This window comes from Ruegeria sp. HKCCSA071 (assembly GCF_017872555.1).
In the GTDB taxonomy this organism is placed as follows: Bacteria; Pseudomonadota; Alphaproteobacteria; order Rhodobacterales; family Rhodobacteraceae; genus Ruegeria.
The window spans coordinates 483857-508736 of record NZ_JAEDOX010000001.1; the positions used below are offsets into that span (position 1 = coordinate 483857).

At 57.0% G+C, this 24880-nt stretch carries 21 protein-coding genes and 1 tRNA gene; 13 read left to right on the top strand and 9 right to left on the bottom strand.

Annotated elements, in window-relative coordinates:
- Positions 1 to 21 precede the first annotated feature (21 nt).
- Together I9188_RS02420 and I9188_RS02425 are read left to right on the top strand one after the other, a co-directional pair.
- Complete coding sequence (locus tag I9188_RS02420) at positions 22 to 2631, top strand: TRAP transporter permease (protein WP_209503844.1); 2610 nt, start codon at positions 22 to 24, stop codon at positions 2629 to 2631.
- Complete coding sequence (locus I9188_RS02425) at positions 2628 to 3059, top strand: universal stress protein (protein ID WP_209503845.1); 432 nt, start codon at positions 2628 to 2630, stop codon at positions 3057 to 3059. Before I9188_RS02420 ends, I9188_RS02425 begins: the two co-directional genes overlap by 4 nt.
- A 58-nt stretch (positions 3060 to 3117) precedes the next feature.
- On the opposite strand, the gene I9188_RS02430 is transcribed toward I9188_RS02425, so the two are convergent.
- Genes I9188_RS02430 through I9188_RS02440 form a run of 3 tightly spaced genes read right to left on the bottom strand, consistent with a single transcriptional unit; the run spans position 3118 to position 7206 of the window.
- The gene (locus I9188_RS02430; RefSeq protein WP_209503846.1) at positions 3118 to 4158 is read right to left on the bottom strand and encodes a lipocalin-like domain-containing protein; all 1041 of its coding nucleotides are present in this window, start codon (positions 4156 to 4158) and stop codon (positions 3118 to 3120) included.
- Entirely contained in the window at positions 4148 to 6562 is a 2415-nt protein-coding gene (locus I9188_RS02435; protein ID WP_209503847.1) for an FtsX-like permease family protein, read from the bottom strand. The genes I9188_RS02430 and I9188_RS02435 overlap by 11 nt, the downstream gene beginning before the upstream one ends.
- Positions 6559 to 7206, bottom strand: a complete 648-nt coding sequence (locus I9188_RS02440) for an ABC transporter ATP-binding protein (RefSeq protein ID WP_209503848.1) — start codon at positions 7204 to 7206, stop codon at positions 6559 to 6561. Before I9188_RS02440 ends, I9188_RS02435 begins: the two co-directional genes overlap by 4 nt.
- 171 nt (positions 7207 to 7377) lie before the next feature.
- On the opposite strand from I9188_RS02440, the gene I9188_RS02445 reads away from it, so the two are divergent.
- On the top strand, positions 7378 to 7812 hold the full coding sequence (locus tag I9188_RS02445) for an ion channel (RefSeq protein WP_209503849.1): 435 nt from the start codon (positions 7378 to 7380) through the stop codon (positions 7810 to 7812).
- On the opposite strand, the gene cls is transcribed toward I9188_RS02445, so the two are convergent.
- The 3 genes from cls to I9188_RS02460 all read right to left on the bottom strand — a co-directional run bounded on the left by cls (position 7809) and on the right by I9188_RS02460 (position 11931).
- Positions 7809 to 9221: a cardiolipin synthase gene (cls, locus tag I9188_RS02450; protein ID WP_209503850.1), complete on the bottom strand. Its 1413-nt coding sequence runs from the start codon at positions 9219 to 9221 to the stop codon at positions 7809 to 7811. The two genes, I9188_RS02445 and cls, sit on opposite strands and share 4 nt — an antisense overlap.
- Before the next feature lie 24 nt (positions 9222 to 9245).
- Complete coding sequence (locus I9188_RS02455; protein WP_209503851.1) at positions 9246 to 10217, bottom strand: HAD family hydrolase; 972 nt, start codon at positions 10215 to 10217, stop codon at positions 9246 to 9248.
- Between the two features lie 94 nt (positions 10218 to 10311).
- Complete coding sequence (locus tag I9188_RS02460) at positions 10312 to 11931, bottom strand: arylsulfatase (RefSeq protein ID WP_209503852.1); 1620 nt, start codon at positions 11929 to 11931, stop codon at positions 10312 to 10314.
- A gap of 205 nt (positions 11932 to 12136) precedes the next feature.
- Between I9188_RS02460 and I9188_RS02465 the strand changes: the two genes are divergently transcribed.
- Entirely contained in the window at positions 12137 to 12805 is a 669-nt protein-coding gene (locus I9188_RS02465) for a Crp/Fnr family transcriptional regulator (protein ID WP_209503853.1), read from the top strand.
- 99 nt (positions 12806 to 12904) lie between these two features.
- Here the strand turns inward: I9188_RS02465 and I9188_RS02470 are convergent, their stop codons facing one another.
- Positions 12905 to 13993, bottom strand: a complete 1089-nt coding sequence (locus I9188_RS02470; protein WP_209503854.1) for an AI-2E family transporter — start codon at positions 13991 to 13993, stop codon at positions 12905 to 12907.
- 171 nt (positions 13994 to 14164) lie between these two features.
- On the opposite strand from I9188_RS02470, the gene I9188_RS02475 reads away from it, so the two are divergent.
- The 3 genes from I9188_RS02475 to I9188_RS02485 all read left to right on the top strand — a co-directional run bounded on the left by I9188_RS02475 (position 14165) and on the right by I9188_RS02485 (position 17208).
- Positions 14165 to 15031, top strand: coding sequence for a YihY/virulence factor BrkB family protein (locus I9188_RS02475; protein WP_209503855.1), 867 nt, complete (start codon positions 14165 to 14167; stop codon positions 15029 to 15031).
- Positions 15028 to 16929, top strand: a complete 1902-nt coding sequence (locus I9188_RS02480; protein ID WP_209503856.1) for a multiheme c-type cytochrome — start codon at positions 15028 to 15030, stop codon at positions 16927 to 16929. The genes I9188_RS02475 and I9188_RS02480 overlap by 4 nt, the downstream gene beginning before the upstream one ends.
- An 87-nt stretch (positions 16930 to 17016) precedes the next feature.
- Positions 17017 to 17208 carry a hypothetical protein gene (locus I9188_RS02485; RefSeq protein ID WP_209503857.1) on the top strand — a complete coding sequence of 64 codons (192 nt, stop codon included), beginning with the start codon at positions 17017 to 17019 and terminating at the stop codon, positions 17206 to 17208.
- Positions 17209 to 17210: 2 nt separating this feature from the next.
- Here the strand turns inward: I9188_RS02485 and I9188_RS02490 are convergent, their stop codons facing one another.
- Together I9188_RS02490 and I9188_RS02495 are read right to left on the bottom strand one after the other, a co-directional pair.
- On the bottom strand, positions 17211 to 17927 hold the full coding sequence (locus I9188_RS02490; protein ID WP_209503858.1) for an RlmE family RNA methyltransferase: 717 nt from the start codon (positions 17925 to 17927) through the stop codon (positions 17211 to 17213).
- Positions 17927 to 19039: a Ppx/GppA phosphatase family protein gene (locus I9188_RS02495; RefSeq protein WP_209503859.1), complete on the bottom strand. Its 1113-nt coding sequence runs from the start codon at positions 19037 to 19039 to the stop codon at positions 17927 to 17929. Before I9188_RS02495 ends, I9188_RS02490 begins: the two co-directional genes overlap by 1 nt.
- Positions 19040 to 19217: 178 nt before the next feature.
- Between I9188_RS02495 and I9188_RS02500 the strand changes: the two genes are divergently transcribed.
- From I9188_RS02500 to I9188_RS02525, 6 genes are all read left to right on the top strand, one after another.
- Positions 19218 to 21104 carry a PhoX family phosphatase gene (locus I9188_RS02500; protein ID WP_209503860.1) on the top strand — a complete coding sequence of 629 codons (1887 nt, stop codon included), beginning with the start codon at positions 19218 to 19220 and terminating at the stop codon, positions 21102 to 21104.
- 248 nt (positions 21105 to 21352) lie between these two features.
- Positions 21353 to 21649: a virulence factor gene (locus I9188_RS02505; protein WP_209503861.1), complete on the top strand. Its 297-nt coding sequence runs from the start codon at positions 21353 to 21355 to the stop codon at positions 21647 to 21649.
- 25 nt (positions 21650 to 21674) lie between these two features.
- Positions 21675 to 22601 carry a methylenetetrahydrofolate reductase gene (locus I9188_RS02510; protein ID WP_209503862.1) on the top strand — a complete coding sequence of 309 codons (927 nt, stop codon included), beginning with the start codon at positions 21675 to 21677 and terminating at the stop codon, positions 22599 to 22601.
- Positions 22602 to 22610: 9 nt separating this feature from the next.
- Positions 22611 to 23666, top strand: a complete 1056-nt coding sequence (locus tag I9188_RS02515; RefSeq protein WP_209503863.1) for a methyltetrahydrofolate cobalamin methyltransferase — start codon at positions 22611 to 22613, stop codon at positions 23664 to 23666.
- A 127-nt stretch (positions 23667 to 23793) separates the two neighbouring features.
- Entirely contained in the window at positions 23794 to 24621 is an 828-nt protein-coding gene (locus I9188_RS02520; protein WP_209503864.1) for a polyphosphate kinase 2, read from the top strand.
- 68 nt (positions 24622 to 24689) lie between these two features.
- Positions 24690 to 24763: transfer RNA gene (locus tag I9188_RS02525), tRNA-Gly, on the top strand.
- Positions 24764 to 24880 lie beyond the last annotated feature (117 nt).

Here is a 24880-nt window from a genome sequence, read left to right on the forward strand (position 1 = left end):
GCCGCGACGGGGAGACATTTAATGAATTCCGACACTCAATCCAATCGTCCGCTTTCCGAAGAAGAGCTTCAGGATCTGGTCGCATCATCTGACGCGGGCGGGCGTAATCCGGTCGGGAATGTAGGTGTCTTCCTGGCGATTGTAGCCGCGATTTGGTCGATTTTTCAGGTTATCCTGGCGTCGCCGCTCGCAAACTACGTGTTGCCGGGCAGCGTGGTAAACAATGCGCGGCAATTCCACCTTGCCTTCGCTCTGTTTCTGGCCTTTGCGGCTTACCCCGCTCTGAAATCCAGCCCGCGCGGCTATATTCCGGTTCAGGATTGGATCATGGGCTTGGTCGGTGCGTTCGTCGCGCTTTATGGCTATTTTTTCTATGACAAGATCGTAAATGCGGGCGGTTTGGCCGACGATACGGACAAATGGGTCGCGTTGCTTGGGTTGCTACTTTTGTTCGAGGCGGCGCGTCGAGCGCTCGGCCCGGCCATGGCAATTATCGCGACGATTTTTTTGGCCTATGTCTTCTTTGGCGCATCCGAATGGGTGCCGGAAGTAATCCGATGGAAGGGTGCAAGTCTGAAAAAGGCCATGAGCCATATGTGGATCACGTCGGAGGGCGTGTTTGGCATCGCCTTGGGCGTTTCCACCAAATTCGTGTTCCTGTTCGTGCTGTTTGGTGCGCTGCTGGATAAGGCAGGGGCAGGGAACTATTTCATCAAGATGGCCTTTGGTGCACTCGGACACCTGCGTGGTGGTCCGGCGAAAGCGGCCGTCGTTGGTTCCGCTGCAACCGGCCTGATCTCGGGCTCGTCGATTGCCAACGTTGTGACAACCGGGACATTCACCATTCCGCTGATGAAGCGTGTGGGCTTTAGCAGTGAACAAGCCGGATCGGTCGAAGTGGCCTCATCGGTCAACGGTCAGATCATGCCACCTGTGATGGGTGCTGCGGCGTTCCTGATGGTGGAATATGTGGGCATTTCGTATGTCGAGGTGATTACCCACGCGTTCCTGCCAGCAGCGATTTCTTACATCGCGCTGGTCTATATCGTGCATTTGGAAGCCGTGAAGCGGAACATGCCGACTTTAGGTGACCGTGACGTGCATCTGGCGCGAACCGTTGTGGGTATGTTGGCTTTCTTCCTGGTGTTTGCAGGGCTTTGTTATGGCTCGCAATTCCCGGTCGATGCTGTAACGAGCTGGGTTCCGTCTGCAGCAGGCCTTGTGCTGAGCCTGATCGTCTGCGCGATTTATGTCGGATTGCTTTATCTGGCCGCTCAGGTGCCGGACCTTGAGCCGGACGACCCGAATGCAAAAGAGGTCACGCTTCCTGTTATCGCTGATATTTATAAGGCAGGTTTGCATTACCTTCTGCCGATCATCGTTCTGGTTTACTTCCTGATGATCGAACAAAAATCGCCGGGACTGTCGGCGTTCTGGGCGACCGCCCTGCTGTTCGTAATCCTGTTGACGCAGAAACCGCTCAAGGCTCTTTTCCGGGGGCAGAGCAATCTCAAGAACACCTTTGTCGATGGCGTCGCTGACCTGTGGCAAGGGTTGATTGATGGCGCGCGGAACATGATCGGTATCGCGCTGGCAACCGCCACTGCGGGCGTGATCGTAGGCACGGTGACCTTGACGGGCGTAGGTCAGGTTATGGCTGATCTGGTAGAGTTCCTGTCGGGAGGCAATCTTATCCTGATGCTGGTTATGGTTGGGCTGCTAAGTCTGATTCTGGGCATGGGTCTGCCGACCACGGCGAACTATATCGTTGTCAGTTCGTTGATGGCCGGGGTAGTCGTTGAGCTGGGCGCGCAAAGCGGGCTGATTGTACCGCTGATCGCTGTACACCTGTTTGTGTTTTACTTCGGGATCATGGCCGATGTTACACCGCCCGTTGGGCTTGCAAGTTTCGCGGCTGCTGCCGTGTCGGGCGGTGATGCGATCAAAACCGGCTTCACGGCGTTCTTCTACAGCCTGCGCACTGTGGCACTGCCTTTCGTGTTCATCTTCAACACTGATCTTCTTTTGATCGACGTTACATGGCTTGAAGGGATCACGGTGGCCGTTTTTGCGACCATAGCGATTCTGGTCTTCACGGCGGGCACGATGGGGTATTTCCTGACCCGGAGCCGTATCTATGAAAGTGTCGCGCTCGTTCTGGTGGCATTTGCCCTATTCCGACCAGACTTTTTCATGGATCGTATCTCGCCTCCGTTCAAATCAGTTGAACCCGCTGCATTCGAAGAAACCATTGGTCAGACACCACCGGGAACAGATGTACGCCTGGTCGTTGCGGGCCCCGATTTCGATACGCTCGAGATGGTGGACACAACTGTTGTTGTCACTGTGGGCGACGAAGAAGGAGGTGCTGCACGGATTGAGGCGATGGGCCTGCTGCTGGTTCCTGAGGACGGGCTGATCAAGCTTGACGAGCCGCTGTTTGGCACGCCGGTCGCCGACGATCTGGGCATCTTTGACTACTATGGCGATGAACCCGTACGCCTGGCCTCGGTCAGCTTACCGTCCGAACAGCTGCCCAAGCAGCTGGTGTATATCCCAGCGATGATCTTCTTGGGTCTTATCGCGTTCCTGCAACGCGGCCGTGCCGCCAGACAAGGGGTGCCCGCATGACACGTTCTGTTCTGTGTGCCATTGATATCAGCAATGGCGAGATTGATGCTCCGGTCTTGCAAAAAGCCGCAGCTTTGGCGGATCTGGAGGGGGCACAGTTGGATGTCGTGACTGTGCTGCCCGATTTTGGGGAAAGCTGGGTGTCCGGGTTCTTTGAATCCGATTTTCACGAAAAGGCGTTGGCAGAGGCGCAAGCCAAACTGACGGCGTTGTGCATTTCAGCATTGGGGGCGGAGCGCAATGAAAGTATCCGGCATGTGGTTGCGACAGGTACAGCCTATCAGGAGATCCTGAAAACCGCCGAAAACGCGGGTTCCGATCTGATCGTGATCGGCGCGCATAAGCCGGATTTGAAGGACTACCTGCTTGGTCCGAATGCCGCGCGTGTGGTTCGGCATTCCAACGTTTCGGTGTATGTCGTACGCTGACTGATCCTCCAGCGCGCAAAAGATCGCGTCGCCGGTCGTGAACGAATATCGGGTGGGTTCAGTAGCCTGTCATCTCAAGATAGCCAGCGCCTTTTTGGCTGCCGGTTACGGTGACAGGACCTTCCCAGTATTCGAAACTGGTTCCCATCCACGCATCAGGTGTGAGGGCTGAGACCTGAATGTCTATGCCCCGGTCCGGAAGATTGACGTGCCAGTGTGTCGGGATATTGCGTCCGGCGACCTTATCGGTACTCAGCGGCAAGAGGTTGATTGAGCCGTTGGGGATGGCCTCAGTACTGCCGTCTGAATTGACCCAGGTGGCCGAGGTGAAATCGCCACGATCCCCGCGCAGGCGAAAAGCCATCAGTTTGTCGCCGTCCTCAAAGCTGAGCGAGAACCAATCCCAGCCCCTCTGATCCGTCGCCAAAGGTTGTGAGGACCATTCCCGATCCAGCCAGCCCTGACCGGTTACACGGACTTCACTATCCGGCAAATGCAGCACGCCTTCGACTGTATAGAAGGGCTGTGAGTAATAGTAACTCGCCTGTCCATCAGCGGATTTGACCGAATAGCCCGCGTTGCCGTGAAGAACCAATGGCCCTTGCGCAGTCAGAGAAAGATCATAGCCGAAGTCTTCACCATTTGCTGTAAGCGACAGGCTGTCCAGATCCGATCCGGCCATGCGCCATTCATCAATCCAGGCCTCAAACGGTTGTGCGGTTACACCGGCCTGGCCAATCCCCCCGCGTGACAATCGCTCGGTAAAAAAATGATCCTTGGGGGTCGTAACAGCAGCATGACCCATCCAAAGTTGCGGACTTTGCCACCCGTCGCTGTCATAGGGTTTCAGGGCTGACCGGAATAGGGTCCATTGAATGCCATAGTCCAGGCCGTCGTCCCCTTGGAGATTGGCGGTCAGATACCACCATTCGACGCGGTAGGCCGGATGTGGGCCGTGATCCATTGGGAATTCAAACTCATACCCGGCTGATGGCACGTCAAAGCCTTCGGCCGACCCGCCGAGACCTGCATAGCCCTGCGCCCATAGTGGTATTGGGTAGAGCCACAATAGAAGGAACAGGAGGATCCTAACGTTCATTGGCGAACACTCTCAGCAGATCGGCGGGTGGCAGGCGGAGCATCCGTAGCGCAGGCAGGGTGGCGGCAAGCAGGGCGGCAAGAAGGGTCAACAGGAACAACCACAGCCAATCCCATGGGAACACGAACATCGGCAGGCGCCAACCAAAGGCCTGAACGTTGATCACCGTCAGCAGAACCCAAGCCAGAACAAGCCCAAGTGGCAGCGCCAGACAGGCGGTCAACGCCGCCAGCAAAAGGCTACGCAACAGTTCCAACCCCGCAAGTTGCACCCTGTTTAGCCCCAGCGCCCAGACCGGTGCGATCTGTGGCAGGCGCTGGGTCCACAGGGTCAGCAGACTGGTGAGAATGGCAAATCCCGCCACGCCGAGGGTCAGCACATTCAAAGCCGAGGTCACGACAAAGGTCTTCTCAAATATCGCAAGCGACTGCGCCTTCATTGCGGCTTGCTGCACGACAGCCTGACGTGGAAGGTTGAACCGTTCCCTCAGGGTTTGCGCCATTTCCGTTGCTTTTTCGGTGTTTAGACGAATGCCAAAGCGGCGGTTTTCCGCACCCGGCGCGACCCAGTCCAGTTGGTCCATCGAGACGATGGCTTGCCCAGTAGGATTTCCATAATCCGAATAAACCCCGGCGATGGTCAGGATGTGGTCCGGCAATAAGGCAAGTACATCCTCGGGCCAAAGGTCGGCACGTCGGGCAAGCTGTTCGTTGATCAGAACCGCACGCCCGGCCATGACGTCATCCCATGCATTCGGCGTGGAGGTGATCACTGGCCAGTTCTGCCGATAGACCGGATCATCCACGATACCGTAAAGAAACAGAGGCCCCGTCTCGTGCGACAATTCCACATTTCGGATTGGCAGAATGGCTTCGACCTGAGGGCGCAGCCAATCGGTGATTTCCCGCCCCTGATCGTCGTCGCTGGCAGTCAGGTAGAGTTCTGAGGTCAGGCGCTGGTCCAGCCACCCGACGAATGTCAGCCGGAAACTGGATACCATTGTGCCTACGCCGACATTCGCTGCCAAGGCCAGCAACAGGGCCATCAGGGCAAGTGACAATCCGGGCAATTGTGCCCGCATATCTGCCCAAACCCATTGGGCAACAGGCCCCCGCGCCGCGCGGCCGCAGAGTGAAAGCGTTAGAGACAAAAGCGCAGGCAACATCAGCGCTGAACCGGTTAGCAAGCCAGCCAACAGGGCAAACCCGGCGATCAGCCCCCCGAAAGTGACATAGGCCAAACCGCCACCCAGGATCATGATCAGACCTAATACCGCCGCAAGATGGCGCGCGCGGGGGTCGCCCCGCCATGCTTGAACGCCCGGACTTGCCAGCAGGGGCATACGCGACAGGCGCCACAATGCGTGACCGCTGGCCAGTAAAGTGCCAAAGACTGCCATGGCGATCCCTGCCAAAACCCATTGCAGTTGCAGCGTCAGTTGCCCTGTTACTGGTGCGCCGTAAAGGCCACGCAACGTGGCTGCGACATCAGGCAGAAGTGCTCCGGCCAGAAAGAAGCCCAAAAGCAACCCGACAAGCCCACCGATCAGGGCCAGAAAAGTCAGCTCGGCAAGGATCAGCCAGACCAACAATCGCATCGAAACACCCAATGCCCGCAGGGTACGGATGATGCCTCTGCGTTGTGCAAAGGCCAGCCCGACCGTGCCGTTCACGATAAAAAGGCCGACCGCAAAGGACAGCAATCCAAAGGCTGACAGGTTCAGATGAAAACTGTCGGTCAGCTGAGCAGTGTCGATCTTTTGTGAGGGGCTGATGCGTTCCAGCTCTGGCGCGATCGCGGTCAGGGGATGAAGCCCGCGGGGTTGATCAGGCAGTATAATGAGCCGCGAGATTGCACCGGGCTGATTCAGAAGACGTTCGGCAACGCCGATATCCGTCAGGATCACATCTGGTGGTAGTGCAGAGGTACTGAGAACTGGGGGCAGAGTATCGTGACCGCGCAACAAGTGCTCCAACTCTGTCGAAACCAGCAGGCGGCCCGGAGCAGTCAATATGTCCGCCGGGTCGGGCGGCGCATCGCTTTGCTGGGCCTCGGTAACTGCGGGCAGGGCGGGATAGGCCACCATATCCACGCCCATCAAACGTAACGTACGTCCAGCGACCCGATAAGGGCCTTCCAGTACGGCGGCCACCTGCCATCCTGCGCGACGCAGGTCGACATAACGGGACATGGGGATGAAACCGGCTGGATCGCGCAATTCGTCAAACTGCCCAAGTGCCAGTTGGGCGTTGGCACGGGAATAGCTGGCGCGGGCCTCGGCATTGATGGCCTGTACAGCGGACCACAGACCAGTTGCCAGGGCGATACCGATCAGCAGCGTTGCCAGTTGCAACCAATGCACCCGCCAATGGGACAGCAGGGCCTGGACGACGGCAAATGTCATTGTATGCACCCGCCGCTCAGGCGTAGGTGCGTGTCCAGTCGGTCCGCGATCTGCGGGGAATGCGTCACCAGCAGCAAAGCTGCGCCGGTATCAGACACAAGTGACAGCATCAGGTCCAGCACCTTGGCGCTGGCGGTTTCGTCAAGATTGCCCGTCGGCTCGTCCGCCAGCAACAGTTTCGGGCGCGCTGCCATGGCGCGTCCGATGGCCACCCGCTGTTGTTGCCCGCCTGACAAGCTTTCGGGGTAGCGGTCCAGCAGATCCAAAAGCCCAAGCCGTTCGGCCAGTTGCCCAGACCAATTGACATCCTCGGTACCTGCAAGGCGGGCATAAAAGGACAGGTTTTGCCCCACGGTCAGCGATGGGATCAGGTTGAACTGCTGGAACACCAGCGAAACCTTACTGCGCCGCAACTCGGCTCGGCCCGCATCATCCAAAGGGGATAGCGGCGTGCCATCCAGCGTGATTTCTCCACCGTCGAAACTGTCCAGTGCGGCGGCCAGGTTCAGCAAAGTGCTTTTTCCACAGCCGCTTTCACCGGTCAGTGCAAGCGTTTGTCCCTGATCCAGTGCCAGAGACACGTCGCGCAGAACGGGTCGCCCGCCGGGGTAGGTTTTCTGAACTCGGTCGATGATCAACAGCATGAAGCGCCCTTTTTGCACAGGATGTGCGTTGGACTTCCCAACTGTCCAGTGCAGACCTTACTCCGGTTCCTTTCGCCGCAGGCTGACTTATCCGGTGGCGGGGTTGTGCCTTGCGTTTTGAAAGGTCATTGTGCCTTGACAGTTCGTGATCGAATATCAGGGTGTAAATACATGACGTTGCTGCATCAGATCGTTTGGGGCAGTACCTTTCTGGGTATCTGCATCCTGATCGAGATTCTCTTTCTGACCTGGTGCACGATGTCCATAATCAAGATGGACAAAAGATGGGTCACACGCGGGGTGTTTGTGGCAACCGCGGGGCCAATTGCCGTTGCCTTGGGCTTCATTATCGCAACGCACACCATTCAGGTCTGGATCTGGGCTATCGTCTGGGTATTGCTGAATGTTCTGCCGGACTGGAACTCGGCCATCTATTTCTCGTTGGTGACGTTTACGACGCTCGGATACGGCGACATTGTTCTGGGTGAAGGGCTGCGCATTTTCGGCTCGTTTGCCTCGGTCACCGGGCTGTTGGCGTTTGGATTGTCGACCGCGTATCTGGTCGCATTGATGACACGCGTCTTTCAGGAGAGGTTCTTTTCCTAAAGGATCGGAGCAAACAACCGCGCCAGCGGCGCACCAAAGCGGATGTGGGCCGGTTGTTGACTCAACCTGCGGGTCAATTCGTAACTGGTTTCGAAATCTTCTTGCAGCATCTGGTCGACGGCCTGTGCGGCCCGGGCATCAAAGAACAGCGCCATGGCTTCGAAGTTCAGGCGGAAGGATCGGTTGTCGAGGTTTGTTGTTCCAACAGCGGCCAGCGTCTCGTCGACAACGAACGCCTTTTGATGCATGAACCCACCAGTATAGCGGAACACGCGCACGCCGCAGTCGCGGATTTCATCGAAATAGGCAAACGCGGCCAGCCAGGGCAGGCGATGGTCGATCATGTCAGGAACAAGGATGCGTACATCCACCCCGCGCATCGCGGCATGTTGCAGCGCTGTCATGACATCGATGTCGGGTACGAAGTAAGGCGACGCAATCCACAACCGTTCTTTTGCCTCGGCGATTGCCGCAAAGAACATCATGGCACCAGTTTCGGTTTCATCTCCGGGCCCGGTCGCGACCAGCAGGGCATTCATGTTCTGTTCGGATTCACTGCCTGCCCAGTCAAGTTCATCAATCAGGTCTTCGTTATGCGCCCAATGCCAATCTTCGGTGAAGATTAGCTGTAATTGCCGGACGACATGACCGGACATCATTATGTGAGTGTCGCGCCAGTGGCCGAAATGCGGGTGTTTGCCCAGATATTCCTCGCCTACATTGTGGCCACCGATAAAGCCTGTCTCGCCATCGATAATGACAGTTTTGCGGTGGTTTCGGTAATTCAGTTGAAACCGGAAATTCGGGCCGCGTTGCTGACGAGGGTCGGCGACATCAATCCCGGCTTCACGCATGGTATCCAGATACGCGCGCGGCAAACCATAACTGCCGACTGCATCGGTCATGAAACGGACGTGAACCCCACGCTTCGTCGCCTCGATCAGTTTGGATTGCAGTTTGCGGCCAAGCGTATCGTCTCTGATAATGTAGAATTGAATGAGGATATAGTTCTTGGCCTTGTCGATGGCGTCGAAAATGGCGTCGAATGTGGCGTGCCCGTCAACCAGTAGCCGGGCACCGTTTCCGCTGGACACAGGGAGATGCGCCAGAAACTCGAACGGGCGCGGATTGATGGACATTGAGGAGGGGTCGGGCCTTGAATAATCGGCAAAGGTTTTGATCCCTTCAACAACCCGCTCACTTTTCTGGCGCGCGATGCGATATCCGTGAAAGCGATGGTGCCCCAGAAAAAGGTACAATGGCACCGCCAGGAAAGGTGCTGACACCAAAAAGACCACCCAACCAACTGCACCTTGCGGTGTCCGCGCGGTTTGCGCCGCTCGGATCGAAAACACAAATGCAGCCACGTACAACGTGAATACAAAGATAGATACCAGCGCTGTCCACATGGGGTCTTACGTCTTTCGGGCCGTTCAGTTTTCCCCAGTGTAGATGCGCGACCAGTCTTGCGCCATATCGACGATGATCCATCCCTTGTCAGGACCCTGATCCAGCCCGTCTGCCAGCTTTCCGATCGGACTTTCGCGGTCGTAGGCCCATTCGCGTTCCGCGTCCGTGTGGTGGATCAGAATTCCCAAACGCGGGCCATCACCCGACGTTGTCCAATCCAGCATAGCGAAATCTCCGTCCGAATTGCCTGCGGCCAGAATCGGGCGTCTGCCAATCGTGCGTTCGATGTTGATCGGCTTGCCTTCCTTGTCGTCGATGAAGGCTAACCCCGGCGCCTTGATAATCGTCGGGCTGCTGTCGATCACCTTATAGGTGCTGTCTGCGTAACTTCCCAATATCTGTTCCGGCGGGATACCATAGGCATCCTCGGCGAAGACGCGCATGAAATGAATGCCGCCACCGGATACGATGTAGGTCTTGAAACCTTCATCACGTAGATAACGCAGCAACTCTACCATCGGTTGGTAGGTCATTTGGTCATAGGGCAGGCCGGTGCCAGGGTGGCGTTCGGTTTCCAGCCATTGCGCAACACCTGCCTGAAAGTCATCGACGCTGGTGCCCGAATGCGAGGCGTTGACAACTTCGATCAGCGCCTCATGCCCGCCTTCAAGAACGGCCGCAAGATCACCCTTTGCAGCAGCTTCCAGTGCAGGCGTTGTCAGGATCGACGGGTCCTGATCGGCCAGATCGGCCAGTCGGTCCATGGCAAAAACAAACTGGAAATACACGGGCTGTTCGGCCCAAAGCGTTCCGTCATTGTCGAATACGGCGATCCGGTCATCCGGCGTCACGTAATGAGCTGAGGCAGGGTCGGTTACTTCATCAATAAACGAAACGATTTTCGCTTTGGATTCTAAATTGTTCCAAGAGGGCAAGGGGTCGGCGATGGCGACCGTCGCTCCTAGCACACTGCACAATATCAAAATCAGACGCACGGATTATTCCTCAATTTTCAACCGCCAATGAGAAGCGCCGGGGCCCCGATATCGGGACTCCGGCTTTGCTGTTTCTTGGATCAAACGGCCAGGTTCACGGTGCGCCCGGAGGTGACGTCAGCTTCTCCATCACCTTGTCGAGGCTGAAGCTCGCCGCTTCCTGTCGGGGTGGGTATTCCTTGAAGGTTTCAAGGAACTGCGCGACATAGGCCTGCGCAGGTACCAGCATGTAGGCACGGTCGAGCATCCAGTCATAGTAGGTGTTCGATGTGCGATAGCCACGCTCGTATGGGTCGCGTCGCAGGTTGGTGATCAATGGCACGCGCAGAGGGGTCAGTGGCTCCATCCAGGCGCGCAAGGTCGCCCATGCCTTCTGTTCAAGGAAGGTGATTTTCCAATCACCGAAGCGCAGTGCCGCAAGGTCACCATCGTCCGTGAAATAGAAGATTTCCCTGCGCGGGCTCTCGTCTGTTTCGCCGGTCAGCAACGGCAAGATGTTGTAGCCATCCAGATGCACCCGATAGTCACGCCCGCCGCCAACTTCGGCCACGGTGACACCTTCCAGAAGATCTTCTTTCACGGTTTCGTTGCCAGCTGCAGCCAGAAATGTCGGCAACCAATCCATATGGTGCACGATCTCGTTCGACACAGCGCCTTCGGCAATTTTGCCGGGCCACCGAACCATGGCAGGTACGCGCCATGCACCTTCCCATTGGGTGTTTTTCTCACCCCAGAACGGTGTCATCGCGGCATCTGGCCACGTATTCATGTGCGGACCATTGTCAGTCGAGTAAAACACGATGGTTTTGTCGGCAATGCCCAGCTCGTCCAGCGCAGTCAGGAAGTCACCGATATGCATATCGTGTTCGATCATGCCAGCCGTATACTCATCCACCTGCTTGCCGACGATTTCATTGGCTTTTGCCCATTTCTCTTCGGAAACATGCGTGCGGAAATGCATCCGGGTGCCTGACCACCAGACGAACCACGGTGTACCGCTTTCCTCTTGTTTGCGGATGAATTCAATCGCTGCCGCCGCGGTTTCATCGTCGACCGTTTCCATGCGCTTCTTGGTCAGCGGGCCGGTATCCTCGATCTCACCACCTGCTGCCGACTTGATCACACCGCGCGGTCCGAAAGCTTGCCGAAAGGTTCTGCCATCGGGCAGAACAGCATCATTGGGATAGTCAATGTTTTCCGGCTCTTCCTCGGCATTGAGGTGGTAAAGATTACCAAAAAATTCGTCAAAACCGTGGTTTGTCGGCAGATGTTCATCCCGGTCGCCCAGGTGGTTTTTTCCGAACTGACCTGTGGCATAGCCTTCTGCTTTAAGAAGTCCCGCAATGGTCGGGTCTTCGATCTGCATACCTTCCTTAGCGCCTGGCAGGCCAACTTTGGACAGGCCCGTGCGGAAAACGGATTGCCCCATGATGAAAGATGATCGCCCGGCCGTGCACGACTGCTCACCGTAGTAATCCGTGAACATCATGCCTTCTTCGGCGATGCGGTCGATATTGGGTGTCTGATACCCCATCAGACCCCGCGTGTAGGCCGAGATGTTAGACTGACCAACATCGTCGCCCCAGATCACAAGGATATTCGGTTTCTGGTCCTGCGCCCAAGCGGGAATGGCCAGTGTCAACGTGGCGGTTACCACGGCAAGTCGGCGCAAGTTACTGCGCCAGGTGCCAGATGGCGAACATGGAGGTAACATGGTTTGCTCCTGATCTGATAGGATCTTAGTGACCCTTGGAAAATTAAATCTCCGGCGTTCAAACGCATGAACAACACGGCAGCAATGTGTTGATTCCCATGTCGAAAATATCAGATTCTGGGAATCGAACGTTTTCATCATAGGTCAGTTCTTGCGTCGGAAACTCATCATATGATTATATCTCAAAGTACAAATGTGAGACAAAATGAATAATCTGCCGCTATTACGAAACACCGGATGGTTCAGTGAACGCTCGTCAGAGTTTCAGGCCGATTTGGCAGCCCTTGGCATAGCGAAATCGGTAGAAGCAGGAGAGACGCTGTACCACTACGGTGATCCGGCAAATGGAATCTACGCGATTCTCAGCGGTGGTGTGCAGATAACGGCCCCCGCGGATGACGGTCAGGAGTTTGTTTTGCACCGCGATGGCGCTGGGTTCTGGATTGGCGATCTTGCATTGTTTGCAGGTGCATTGCGACTGGTCAGTGTTGTCACGACGCAAGCCACTCAAGCCTTGTTCTTCCCTAACCTGAGCATCTCGCGATTGATTCAGAACAATCCTGACTACATCCGGGATTTCTATGCGTTAACGCATGAGAATATGCGAACCGCTTTGCGCATCATGGCAAATCTGGCCGTGACGGGAACGGAAAAGCGGCTGGTCCTGAGGTTGCTTCACTTGGACGAAGGAACCTCGAAAACCGAGGGCTGGATTGAAGTTTCCCAAGACGATCTGGCGGTGATGATTGCTGTATCGCAACCGACTTTGCACAGGAACCTTCACCGGCTTGTGGATTTGGGGTTAATCGAACTGGGGTATGGCCGGGTTCGACTGCTGGATCGGGGCGCATTGATAGCCAGTTGTCAGACCTGAGGTTTCGGGTAGCGACACCGGCATGCGGTCCAATATACGCGGACAGGCTGGCCGCTGTGTACCGTACCCGACGAACTTAAGCCTACGCCACGCCGCGGTTCAGTTTTTCGCACGCGCCTGACTGTCCTCCTCGCCCAATTGGCCGTCCAGAGACATCAGGATTGCAACCGGGCGCAAAGCGGGGATGTGGCTGAACACGATCAGGATGCAGACCGTCAGCGGTACGCTGAGGAAAGCACCGATCAGGCCCCAGACTGTTGTCCAGAAGGTCAACGCCAGAATGACAAGGAATGTCGACATGTTCAGCGAACGGCCCAGCATGGCCGGATCAAGGAAGTTACCGATCAGGAATTGAAGGGTGCCGCACCCAAACAAGATGATCAGAAACGGAACGATCGTATCAAACTGAACAAGTGCGATCATGGCCGGAAAAAACACCGCTATAATCGACCCGATCGAGGGAATGAAGTTCAGAGCAAAGGTCAAAACGGCCCAGGTTTCCGCATATTCCAAACCAAGGACCCTGAATACAAAATAACTGATGCCTGCTGTGATCAGGCTGATCAGCGTCTTAACCCCAACATATCGTTGCAGGCTGATCGATATGGCATCAAGCATGGTCGCAAAATCCGCGCCGGTTTGGGGGTCGCCAGCCGCCAGTTGAATTTTCTTGCGAAAGGCCAGACGCTCGGCCATCAGGAACGCGACATAGAGGCTGATCAGAAAGAACTGGTTTAGCAGGGACGTAGCGCTGCCCAACAACAGGCGTGCGACATAGGTCATGTCGATGCTGACCAGATTGTCGCGGATGAAAGTGGTGACGTCGTTGCCGACAAGACCGGTTATGCGCTCAACCGCCCCGTCGAACTGGTTTTCGTACGTGCTGACGGACCGTGCAAACTGCGTTGCCTGACTGCCCAGCACGTACATGATCATGAACAATCCTACCAGAACGACGGTCACTCCGGCGATATTGGCCAACCAGACCGGAGCGCGGGTCAGCGCGGTAACGCGGTCGCTTAACGCTATGATCAGAACGTTGACCAACAGCGCCATGGCAAGAGGGATCAGGAAGTTCGCCCCGGCATAAAGCCCCAACACTATCAGCGTCGCGATGATGCAGGTGTCGCGGACAACAGACAGTTTTAGCCTGGGGCGAGCCGTGAAATCTTCCTGATCCGGGATCATTCAGTATCCTGTTTATCTGTTCTTACGTAGGCTGGTGATCGCCTGTCTTTACCTAATCCTGCACCTGCAATCCGTTTTTAGCAATGCAGTCAGCCGTTTGCAGATCGGCAATTGTCACTTTGATAGCGATGACGGGTTCTGTGTTTTATTTCGGCAGGTTAGGGTTGCAGGATGACAAAGCCTACGAATCCCCCGTTTGGCCGCCCGCTTCAGGCGTTATGGCTGGCACTTCGCCGGTTCGTCAGGAAAAACGGACCTGTCATGAGCAGCCACGTCGCCATGTCGCTGATGATGGCCCTGTTTCCCTTTGTGTTGTTCACCGTGGCGCTGGCCGGGGCATTGTCACAGGACTATGTCACTGATGAGTTGATTGATCTGCTATTCGGGGCATGGCCCAAGGATGTTGCGGACCCGATCGTGGCCGAATTGCGTGCGGTTCTGGCCGGGGCGGGGTCGGGCGTGATTACGCTGGGTGGCCTGCTTGCGATCTACTTTGCCTCCAACGGGGTTGCTGCAGTACGCGCAGCGATGAATCAGGCCTATCACGATCAGGACAGTTGGCCTTTTTGGAAAACCCGGCTTTTGTGTCTGGTCCTGGTTATCCTTGGCGGTTCGGCAATCCTTGTTATTGCAACGCTCGAGGTGGTTCTGCCGGTCTACACGAAACTGGTGGCAGAGCATACCGAAGCTCAGGTTGCGGACTGGCTGTCCGTAGATCGCCTGCGCTGGACGTTTACTGTGGCCATCCCGGCCGGCACCGTCCTGCTGGCACATCTTATTCTGCCGACCCGAAGGCACAGCCTGACCCAAATCCTGCCTGGTGTCATTTTGACATTGGTTTTGTGGGCAGCCGGTGGATGGGCGTTTTCGGTCTATATCAGCCAGTTTGCCACCTACAGTGCCACATATGCCGGTTTGGCCGGGGCAATGGCCGCGCTGATCTTCTTGTATCTGTGCTCTGCGATGCTGATCCTTGGCGCCGAATACAATGGCGCGTTGATCGACCTGCGAAACGCTGGCGAAGGAGATGTGGAATGAGATTTGCCATTCTGGCGGCTTGCTTGATCTTCGCAAGTGAAGGGCTGGCGCAGTCACCGGAGTATGTCGGCTCGGATCAATGTTCGGACTGCCATCAGCACGAGGCTGAGGCCTGGGCTTCGTCTCATCATGCCTTGGCCTGGACGGAAGTCGGCGACGGTCATCTGGACGCCGATTTCGATGGAACCCGGTTCGTACAGAACGGGATGACAGTTGAATTTGAAAGACAGACAGACAGGTTCACAGCTCGTGTAACGGAAAAAGACGGTGCGACGACGGCATATGATGTGCATTCCGTTGTCGGGATCACGCCTCTGCAGCAATATCTGTTTGAAACCGAACCGGGGCGGTTGCAAAGTTTTGATGTGGTTTGGGATACCGAGCAGAAGCGCTGGTATCACTTATACCCCGATCAGGATCTGCCGCCAGAAGACGGGCTGCACTGGACGGGCCCTTACAAGAACTGGAACGCGCGCTGCGCCGAATGTCACGCCACAGGGTTTGAAAAGAACTACGTCGCGCAATCCAGAACATACTCTTCCCAACAGGCCGAGATTGGTGTTGGCTGCGAAGCCTGCCATGGACCTGGATCGGCACATATCGATTGGACCAAAGGGCAGGGCGTTGCCGAGGAGCTGAGTGATAGAGGCTTCTCGATGAGCTGGGGCAAGGGCCAGACCGAGACCGAGATCCAGCAATGCGCAGGGTGTCATTCGCGGCGCGAGGCGCATGGCAACGGAAACCCTTTGCCGGGAACCCCGTATCATGATGCCTATAACCTGGCTGTGTTGCGGCCCGGTTCGTATCATCCGGACGGGCAGATACTGGATGAGGTCTACGTTTACGGCTCATTCCTGCAATCCAAAATGTATGCCCGAGGGGTCGGATGCATGAACTGCCACGAGGCACATAGCGCGCAGTTGAAGACCGAAGGCAACGGTATTTGCACGCAATGTCATTCCACGGCCGGAAACCCAGATTTCCCGACGCTAGCGAAAAGGGAATACGATACAACCAATCACCATCATCACGTCATGGATAGCGCGGGGGCCCAGTGTAAAAGCTGCCACATGATCGAACGCACATATATGGGTGTGGACGGTCGCCGGGATCACAGCTTTCGCGTGCCGCGACCGGATCTGGGATTAGGGGCTGATGCCTGCACTGATTGCCACCAGAATAAGGATCAGGCCTGGGCTGCCAGCCGGATCAAAGGGTGGTTTCCTGACACAGCCAATCGAGGGGCGCATTTTGGTACGGTATTCAAAGCTGCTGCCGATGGTCAGTTGAATACGCCAGAGGGTTTGATTGCTGTCGCAATGGAACCCTCGCAACCCGCTATCGTGCGCGCAACAGCGGCGTATTTGCTGCAACCCTTCAGCTCGCCCGAGGTTGCCGCGCATACAGCGCCACTGTTGCAGGAAGACGATCCGCTGATACGCGCAAATGCAGCAGCCTTGCAGCGTCAGGCGAGCCCAACGGATCGTGCCCAAAGGTTAGAGCCCCTTTTGTCTGATCCTTTTCGCAACGTTCGCATAGCCGCCGCCAAGGAATTTCTGAGTATCCCTCCTCAAGCTCTGACACCTCAGCAACAGGGTCTGGCCGGGCAGGGGATGGCCGAGTGGCAGGCGGCGATCTCGAACAGGCTGGATGCCCCTGAAACGCATCTGGTTCTGGGGGGCATGGCGTTGACGCTGCGCAACGCCCCGGCCGCCGAACGGGCATTTCGTGAGGTTGTCGCGCTGGACCCTCAACGCGCCGAAGCGTGGCCCATGGTGGTACAGCTGGCGCAGATCAACAGCGGCCCGGAAGCCGCACGTATCGCCTTGCGCGACGCCTTGATCAGGTTGCCCGATGACCCGGCCTTGCTGCAATTGTTGCAACAACTGGGCCCCTGATCGGGCACAGGCTTGCCCGATTTGTTCCATCTTCACGGCAAGATTTTACGCTAACAGCATTTCGGAACTGTTGTTTTGAGGTGATGCATGTCCGCTGAGTCAACAAGACAGAAAGCAACCGGGCCGAACCCTGCTACGCTGGCGCAGCGCATTGAAGAGCTGCGCAATCGCGAGCCTGTATATGTTTCGCATGGGGACACACTGATGTTGCAGGGTATGGCCGCCACGTCGTTGCGCGAACAACGGCTAACCGGGAACCGTATCCGGTTGGAAGATTAAGTTCAGCCGCGAAATCCGGTTGCCACAACGAATTTTTCCGAACTGTCCGAACGGGATGCGGGCGGTTTCACATGCGCCACTTTCTGAAATTTCTGCTTCAGAAGTTTTTGCAAATCGCCTTCGGCACCGCCGGCAAGAACCTTGGCTACGAATGTGCCACCTTCTTCCAGCACGTCAAACGCAAAATGGGCCGCAGTTTCACACAGTGCAATGATCCGAAGATGGTCGGTCTGCTTGTGACCCGAGGACGCCGCGGCCATATCCGACATTACCACATCCGCCTTGCCACCCAGCCAGTCTTTGACCTTCTGGTCGGCGTCATCCTCCATGAAGTCCAGAACATGGGTATCGGCACCCGCAACCGGTTCCACTTCCTGCAAGTCGATACCCAGCACCGTTCCGACCCGTTTTCCTGACTTTTCGCCAAGCGCGTTTACCCGTTTGACTGCAACCTGGCACCAGCCACCAGGCGCGCACCCCAGATCAACAACCCGTGCTCCGGGAACGAGAAAGCGGAACTTGTCGTCAAGTTCCAAGATCTTATACGCGGCGCGCCCACGGTATCCTTCGGTCTGGGCGCGCTTGACATAGGGGTCGTTCAACTGCCGTTCGAGCCAACGGGTCGAACTCAGCTTGCGACCCCTTGCGGTCTTTACTTTTACCTTCAGGTCACGCTGCCCGCGCCCCGAGTTGTTTTTGCCAGTTGGTGTCTTCGCCATCAGAACGGTCCGTCTTCCAGTACCCCGTCCGCGCTCATCTGTGCATAAAGCAGGCCCTCGCGCAGCCCCCGATCTGCCACGGAAAGGCGATCAGTGGGCCAACAGCGCAACAATGCCTGCAAAATGGCCGAGCCGGACATGATCAGGGCCTGCCGGTCTTCACCAATCCGAGGATCCCGGCGGCGCCCATGAGGGCCGAGTTCTAAATACCCGCGTATGACTTTGTCAATCTGATCGCTGGTCATGCGCAGCCCGTCAACTTTGGTCCGGTCATACCGCTTGAGGCCCAGATGCGATGCCGCAACCGTTGTGACAGTTCCGCTGGTGCCAACGATCTGAAAACCTTCACGGGTCTGTTCATCTTTGTAAGGTGCGAAATCGGCCAGGTTTTCTTCGAAAAACCAGCTCATCAACGCAAACCGTGCCGCGTCGTTTTCGACGTCATTGAACTGATCCCGCAACGTGGCAACACCCAGCGGCACGCTGATCCAGTCCACAACTTTTGCAGCCGGAAAAGGGCTGTCGACCGTGTGAAATCCGTTATGCAAACGCATGATCGCAGCCGGGCGGTCACGGCGAGGGACGGACGAGATGTCGATCCAGACCAGCTCGGTCGAACCGCCGCCAATATCGACAACCAACAGCTGTTCGGTCTTGGTGGACACCAGCGGGGCGCAGGAAATCACCGCCAAACGGGCTTCTTCTTCGGGTTGGATGATTTCAAGCGTCAGCCCGGTTTCGCGTTTGACCTGTCGGATGAATTCGCGGGAATTCTTGGCGCGGCGGCAGGCCTCGGTTGCGATCAGACGCATCCGTTTCACTTTGTTCCGTTTCAGCTTTTGTTGACAGATTCGCAGCGCCTGAACGGTGCGTGCCATCGACGCCCGCGACAGACGTCCGGTACGTTCCAGACCCGCGCCCAGCTGCACGGACTTGGAGAAGCTGTCAACCACATGAAACCCGCTGCCCTTGGGCTGGGCTATCAACATGCGGCAACTATTTGTTCCCAAATCCAGAGCCGCATACAGGGCATCCGGATCGGGTCTTGCCGGCGCGGGGCTTTCGACCGCTTTCGGGAACGCGCCCGCACCTTTGGGACGCTTGGGCGCCATCGTAACGCCCTCCGATTTTCGAGTTGATTTGACCCTAGGCGGGGCGTCGTCGTCGTGCAAGCGATTTCCATTTCAAATTTGGTTTGGATGTCACACGCGGTTCATACTGAGGTGCGATTTGATCTTTGATCCCGGTTGAGGGATTCTTGATTGCAATTAGCCGCAGACGGAGCCTGCCATGAAAGATGAACGTGTCCTGACCTTTGACGAATTCGATGAAATGGTGAACCCGCGCCCAGAGGAATGCGAGTTTGACCGCGTCGTTGAGCGTGCCCTGTCACGTCGGGGATTTCTGGGCGGCGTATTGGCGACAGGAAGTTTCACGGCTTTGGCTGGGTCGCTGCTTCCGACTGGTGCGCGCGCAGCCGCAGATCGTTTTGCGTTCGAGGCGATTCCGGCGTCAACTGCCGACGACGTCATCGTGCCGCAGGGCTACAAGGCCGAGGTGTTGGTGCGCTGGGGCGATCCGCTTTGGTCTGATGCGCCCGAATTCGATCCGGCAACCCGTGGAACTGCCGCCAGTCAGGAGCGTGCATTTGGTGACAACACCGACGGACAGGATGTGTTTCTGCACGAGGGGCACGTTCTGCTGGTCGTGAACAACGAATATACCAATCGCGATATCCTTTGGGGAAACAATCCGGACGCCAAGGCCGCCTCGGATGACGATGTTGCCAAGGGCATGATGGCGCATGGTGTGACGGTGGTCGAGATTGCTGCTGCCGACGGCAAATGGGGCATCGTCAGGGATAGCCCGTATAACCGCCGCGTCACGCCGCGGACAGACATGTCGCTGACCGGCCCTGCCGCGGGCCATGATCTGTTGAAAACTGCCGCTGATCCGACAGGTACCACCTCTAAGGGCACCTGGAACAACTGTGGCAACGGCATGACCCCATGGGGGACGTATTTGGCCTGTGAAGAGAATTTTAACGGTTACTTCTCGGCTGAGGACGAAAACCATGAAGTCAGCGCCGAACTTCAGCGCTACGGCGTTTCGTCCAAGGATTGGGGATACGGATGGGCCGGAATTGACGAGCGTTTCGACGTCTCGAAAAACCCTAACGAGCCGAACCGCGCAGGCTATGTAGTCGAAATCGATCCAACCGATCCGGCCTCGATCCCTCGCAAGCTGACCGCGCTCGGTCGGTTCAAGCATGAAAACGCCGAGTCCATTGTGAACAATGACGGTCGTGTCGTCGTCTACATGGGTGATGATGAACGGGGTGAGTTCCTGTATCGCTTCGTCTCGGACGGTGTTTATGCCGCTGGGGTGGACACGCATGCATTGCTTGAGAACGGTACGTTGTCAGTTGCAAAGTTCAACGATGACGGGACCGGTGAGTGGCTGGACCTGACACCTGAAGCAACCGGTTTGGCGTCGCAGGCCGAAATCTGCATCCATACGCGGCAAGCAGCGTCGGCCGTGGGCGCGACCACTATGGACCGCCCGGAATGGGTTGCGGCCAATCCGAACGCGCCCGAGGTCTATTGCTGCCTGACCAACAACAAGAACCGCGGTGTCAAACCGGATGCCGGTGGCGACGACACTTCGGTCAATGGGCCGAATCCGCGCGAGGCGAACAACTACGGTCAGATCGTGCGCTGGCGTCCTGAAGGCGGAGACCATGGCGCATCAGGTTTCGAATGGGACCTGTATGTACTGGCCGGAAACCCGACCGTGCATCAGGATGCTTATGGCGGCTCGGACAATGTCAACGCCGACAATATGTTCAACTCGCCCGACGGTCTGAAGTTTGACAGCAACGGTCTGCTGTGGATCCAGACCGACGGCAAATACAGCAACGAGGGCGACTTCGAAGGGCAGGGGAACAACCAGATGCTGGCAGGCGACCCCGTTACCGGTGAAATCCGTCGTTTCCTCGTCGGCCCGAACGAGTGTGAGATCACTGGCCTCAGCTGGTCGCCGGATCGCCGCACCATGTTTGTTGGTATTCAGCACCCCGGTGAAGACGGCAATAGCCACTGGCCCGACGGTGGAAACTCGGTTCCTCGTTCTGCCATCATTGCGGTTTCTCGTGAAGACGGCGGGCTGGTCGGTTAACCCCGGCAAGACGCGTTGAAAAAAGCCTCGGGCGGGTCATGCTGTCCGGGGCTTTTGTTCATTATGCAGCGCTCTCATAGTGACAATGAGAATTTTGGTATGCGTTTTCGCCGCGAGACGGGTTAAAACCCCGCCACGCCACCGTGGGCGAAAACGTCGCTTGAAAAGCGCCGGGTGTCGAAAACCGACCGACCCATCCCCACATTGAAGTTTAGAACCGGCCCATCGGGTTAGGAGGAATCACAGTAATGCCTGACGTCACCATCGTGTACTGGCGCGACATTCCCGCTCAGGTCATCGTCGGCAAAGGCCGTCGCGGCGCGAAGCGGCAATTGGAAGAACGGTTCGAGCAGGCCATCGACCGCGCCGCCATGAAGGTAAACGCCAAGGACAGTGATGCCTATCTGGCCGAATGGCGCAAGGCCGAGCCTTTTGCGGTCGATGGCGACCCGGCAGAAGTAGCAGAGGCCGAGGCCCTGCGTCTGGAAAAGGAATACGATCAGGACCGCATCAAAGCGCTGATCGCAAATGACGGTTGGGCATAAGCCCTAATCTTAATGGGAGGCCTCAATGGCTTTGCTGAACTTCAAGAAACGTGATGTGGTCGAAAACAGCCCTGTGAACCCGACCGTCGAAGCCTTCCTGCAAGGCTATTCGATCGAGGTCATGCCGCGGACCGCCGAAAAGGTCGAGGATTTCCGCGCGCTGCTGCCCGAAGGCACACGCGTCTACATTGCCCATATCGAAGGCACCCCGATTGAAGACATGGTCAAGACAGCCAAGCGGATTGCGGCCGAAGGCTATCCTGTCATGCCCCACTTCCCGGCGCGGATCATCAAAGATGCGGCAACCTTGGACAACTGGATTTCGATGTACCAGGGCGAGGCTGGCGTCGAGCAGGCGCTGTTGCTGGCCGGCGGCGTGACAAAACCGCATGGCGATTTCGACAGTTCCATGCAGCTGATGGAAACCGGTCTGTTTGACAAGGCGGGGTTCAAGCGTCTTCATGTTGCGGGCCACCCTGAGGGTAACAAGGACATCGATCCGGATGGGTCCACCAAGAATGTCGATGACGCCCTGCGCTGGAAACAGAAATTTAACGAGACCACGGATGCCGAGATGGCGCTGGCAACCCAGTTTGCCTTCGATGCCAAGCCGATCATCGCCTGGGCAGATAGTCTGAAAGAGGCAGGGATCGACCTGCCCATCCACATCGGCATCGCCGGTCCGGCCAAACTGCAGACCCTGATCAAGTTCGCAATTGCCTGCGGTGTCGGCCCGTCGCTGAAAGTTCTGCAAAAGCGCGCTATGGATGTGTCGAAGCTTCTGCTGCCCTATGAGCCGAACGATGTTGTGACTGAATTGGCCAATCACAAAGCGGCCAACCCGGATTTCAACATCACCAACGTGCACTTCTTCCCGCTGGGCGGGATCAAAACCAACGCCAACTGGGCGATCAATAACGGCGGTGCCTCGGCGCAGCCTGCAAACTCCTAAGGAACGGACATGACCCGAACAGTCGTAGAATCAAAAACAAAAACAGCCGTCCTGGGCTTTGACGAACCGTTCTGCGTGATCGGTGAGCGGATCAACCCGACCGGTCGGAAAAAGCTGGCGGCCGAACTGGAAGCAGGCGATTTCTCGACCGTCGAGAAGGATGCACTGGCGCAGGTGATGGCGGGCGCGACCGTTCTGGATATCAATGCGGGCGTCGTCTACAACTCGAACCCCAACCCGAACGAGACCGAACCGCCACTGATGCGCAAGATCGTTGAGCTGGTGCAGGGTCTGGTCGAAGTTCCGCTGTGTATCGACTCGTCGGTTCCCGGTGCTCTGGAAGCGGGTCTTGAGGCGGCGGAAGGTCGCCCGCTGCTGAACTCGGTCACAGGTGAGGAAGAGCGTCTGGAGCTGGTTCTGCCGCTGGTCAAAAAATACAACGTTCCTGTTGTGGCGATCTCGAACGACGACACAGGCATATCGGAAGACCCCGATGTCCGTTTCGAAGTGGCCAAAAAGATCGTTCAGCGCGCTGCCGATTTCGGCATCCCCGCGCATGACATCGTTGTTGACCCGCTGGTCATGCCGATTGGCGCGATGGCAACTGCCGGTCAGCAGGTGTTTGCTCTGGTCCGCCGCCTGCGCGAGGAGCTGGGCGTGAACACCACCTGTGGCGCGTCCAACATCTCGTTCGGCTTGCCGAACCGCCACGGCATCAACAATGCCTTCCTGCCGATGGCTATGGGTGCCGGCATGACCTCGGCGATCATGAACCCGGTGGCACTTCCAGTGACGCAGACAAAGATTGCCGAGAAAAAAGAAGCCGTTGCCGCGGCGGGCATCATCCTGCCCGAAGGCATGGATGACGAGGTGTTCGTTCAGATGTTCGGCCTGGGCTCCACCAAGCCGCGCGCCGGTAAGGAGATGGAGGCCATCCGCGCTGCCAACCTGCTGACCAACAACGACCCGCATGGTGGCGAGTGGATCCGGTTCAACAAATCACCTGACGAGGCCGGTGGCGCAGCCGGTAGTCGTCGCGGTGGTGGCCGTCGTCGCCGCGCCTGATTGCATCAACAAAAAACAGCAAAGGCCGGGCACTGTGCCCGGCCTTTTTCGTTTGCCCCTGATCAATGTCGATTTTACGCAAGGGTTCAGGATATCCTGATCTGGGACGCAACGATCAGGTGGCACCATGCGCAAACATCACCCCCCGAACCTCTCAGAAGCGGATCTGACCAAGCGGTTGGGCAAAAAGGAGTATTTCGAGCAACTGATTGATCTTCAGGCCAAACTGGCCAGGATTCAGCAAGCGTATCTGTTTCACGGGCTCAAGGGTGTGCTGGTGTTCGAGGGTTGGGATGCGGCAGGCAAGGGGGGAACCATTCGTAGGATCAGCCAGGCTTTAGACCCGCGCAGCTTTAAGGTCTGGCCAATTGGGGCACCCCGGAACTACTACCTCAACCGGCATTACCTGCTGCGGTTTTGGGAACGTTTGCCACCGTTCGGTGCGATATCCGCGTTCGACCGCAGCTGGTACGGGCGCGTGTTGGTCGAGAGGATCGAGAACCTGACCCCGGAAACACGCTGGCGCGCTGCCTATCAGGAAATCAATGATTTCGAGCGCATGCTGGTCGATGATGGTGCCCGGATCGTCAAGCTGTTCTTTCACATCTCTGAAGATGAACAGATGAAGCGGTTTACAGAACGGCTGAGAAACCCGCTGAAGCGCTGGAAGCTGACGTACGAGGATTTCAGGAATCGCGAGAAATGGGATGATACCGAGGTCGCCGTGGATGAAATGCTGGCCCGGACGTCAACCGATCTGGCGCCGTGGCACGTGATACCAGCCAATAACAAAAGATACGCACGTATCAGCGCGATAAAGGCCATTGTCAAAGCGTTTTCAGCCGGGGTCGATCTGAACCCGCAACATCTGGACAGCCGCACGCTTGAGGCGGCCATCCAGGCTTTGGATGTTGATGACTCGCTGATCGACAGTCTTCGTGCGCGGACCGAGTGACATTTTCCGGGCCACCTGAAACGATCCGGCTTGCGCGTCGGGGAACTCTGGTTATATCTCAGGGTGCGGCGGGTATGATGTAATGGTAGCCTGTCAGCTTCCCAAGCTGAACGCGCGGGTTCGATTCCCGCTACCCGCTCCAGAACTCTCAGGTCAGACGGCGATTTCCGGTGAAGGTCTGCTCTGGCAGGCATTGCAGCCGTGTCGGGACGTTCCACCAAATTGACTTGTGCCTGTAGATATTTCCGGTTTTGGGCAT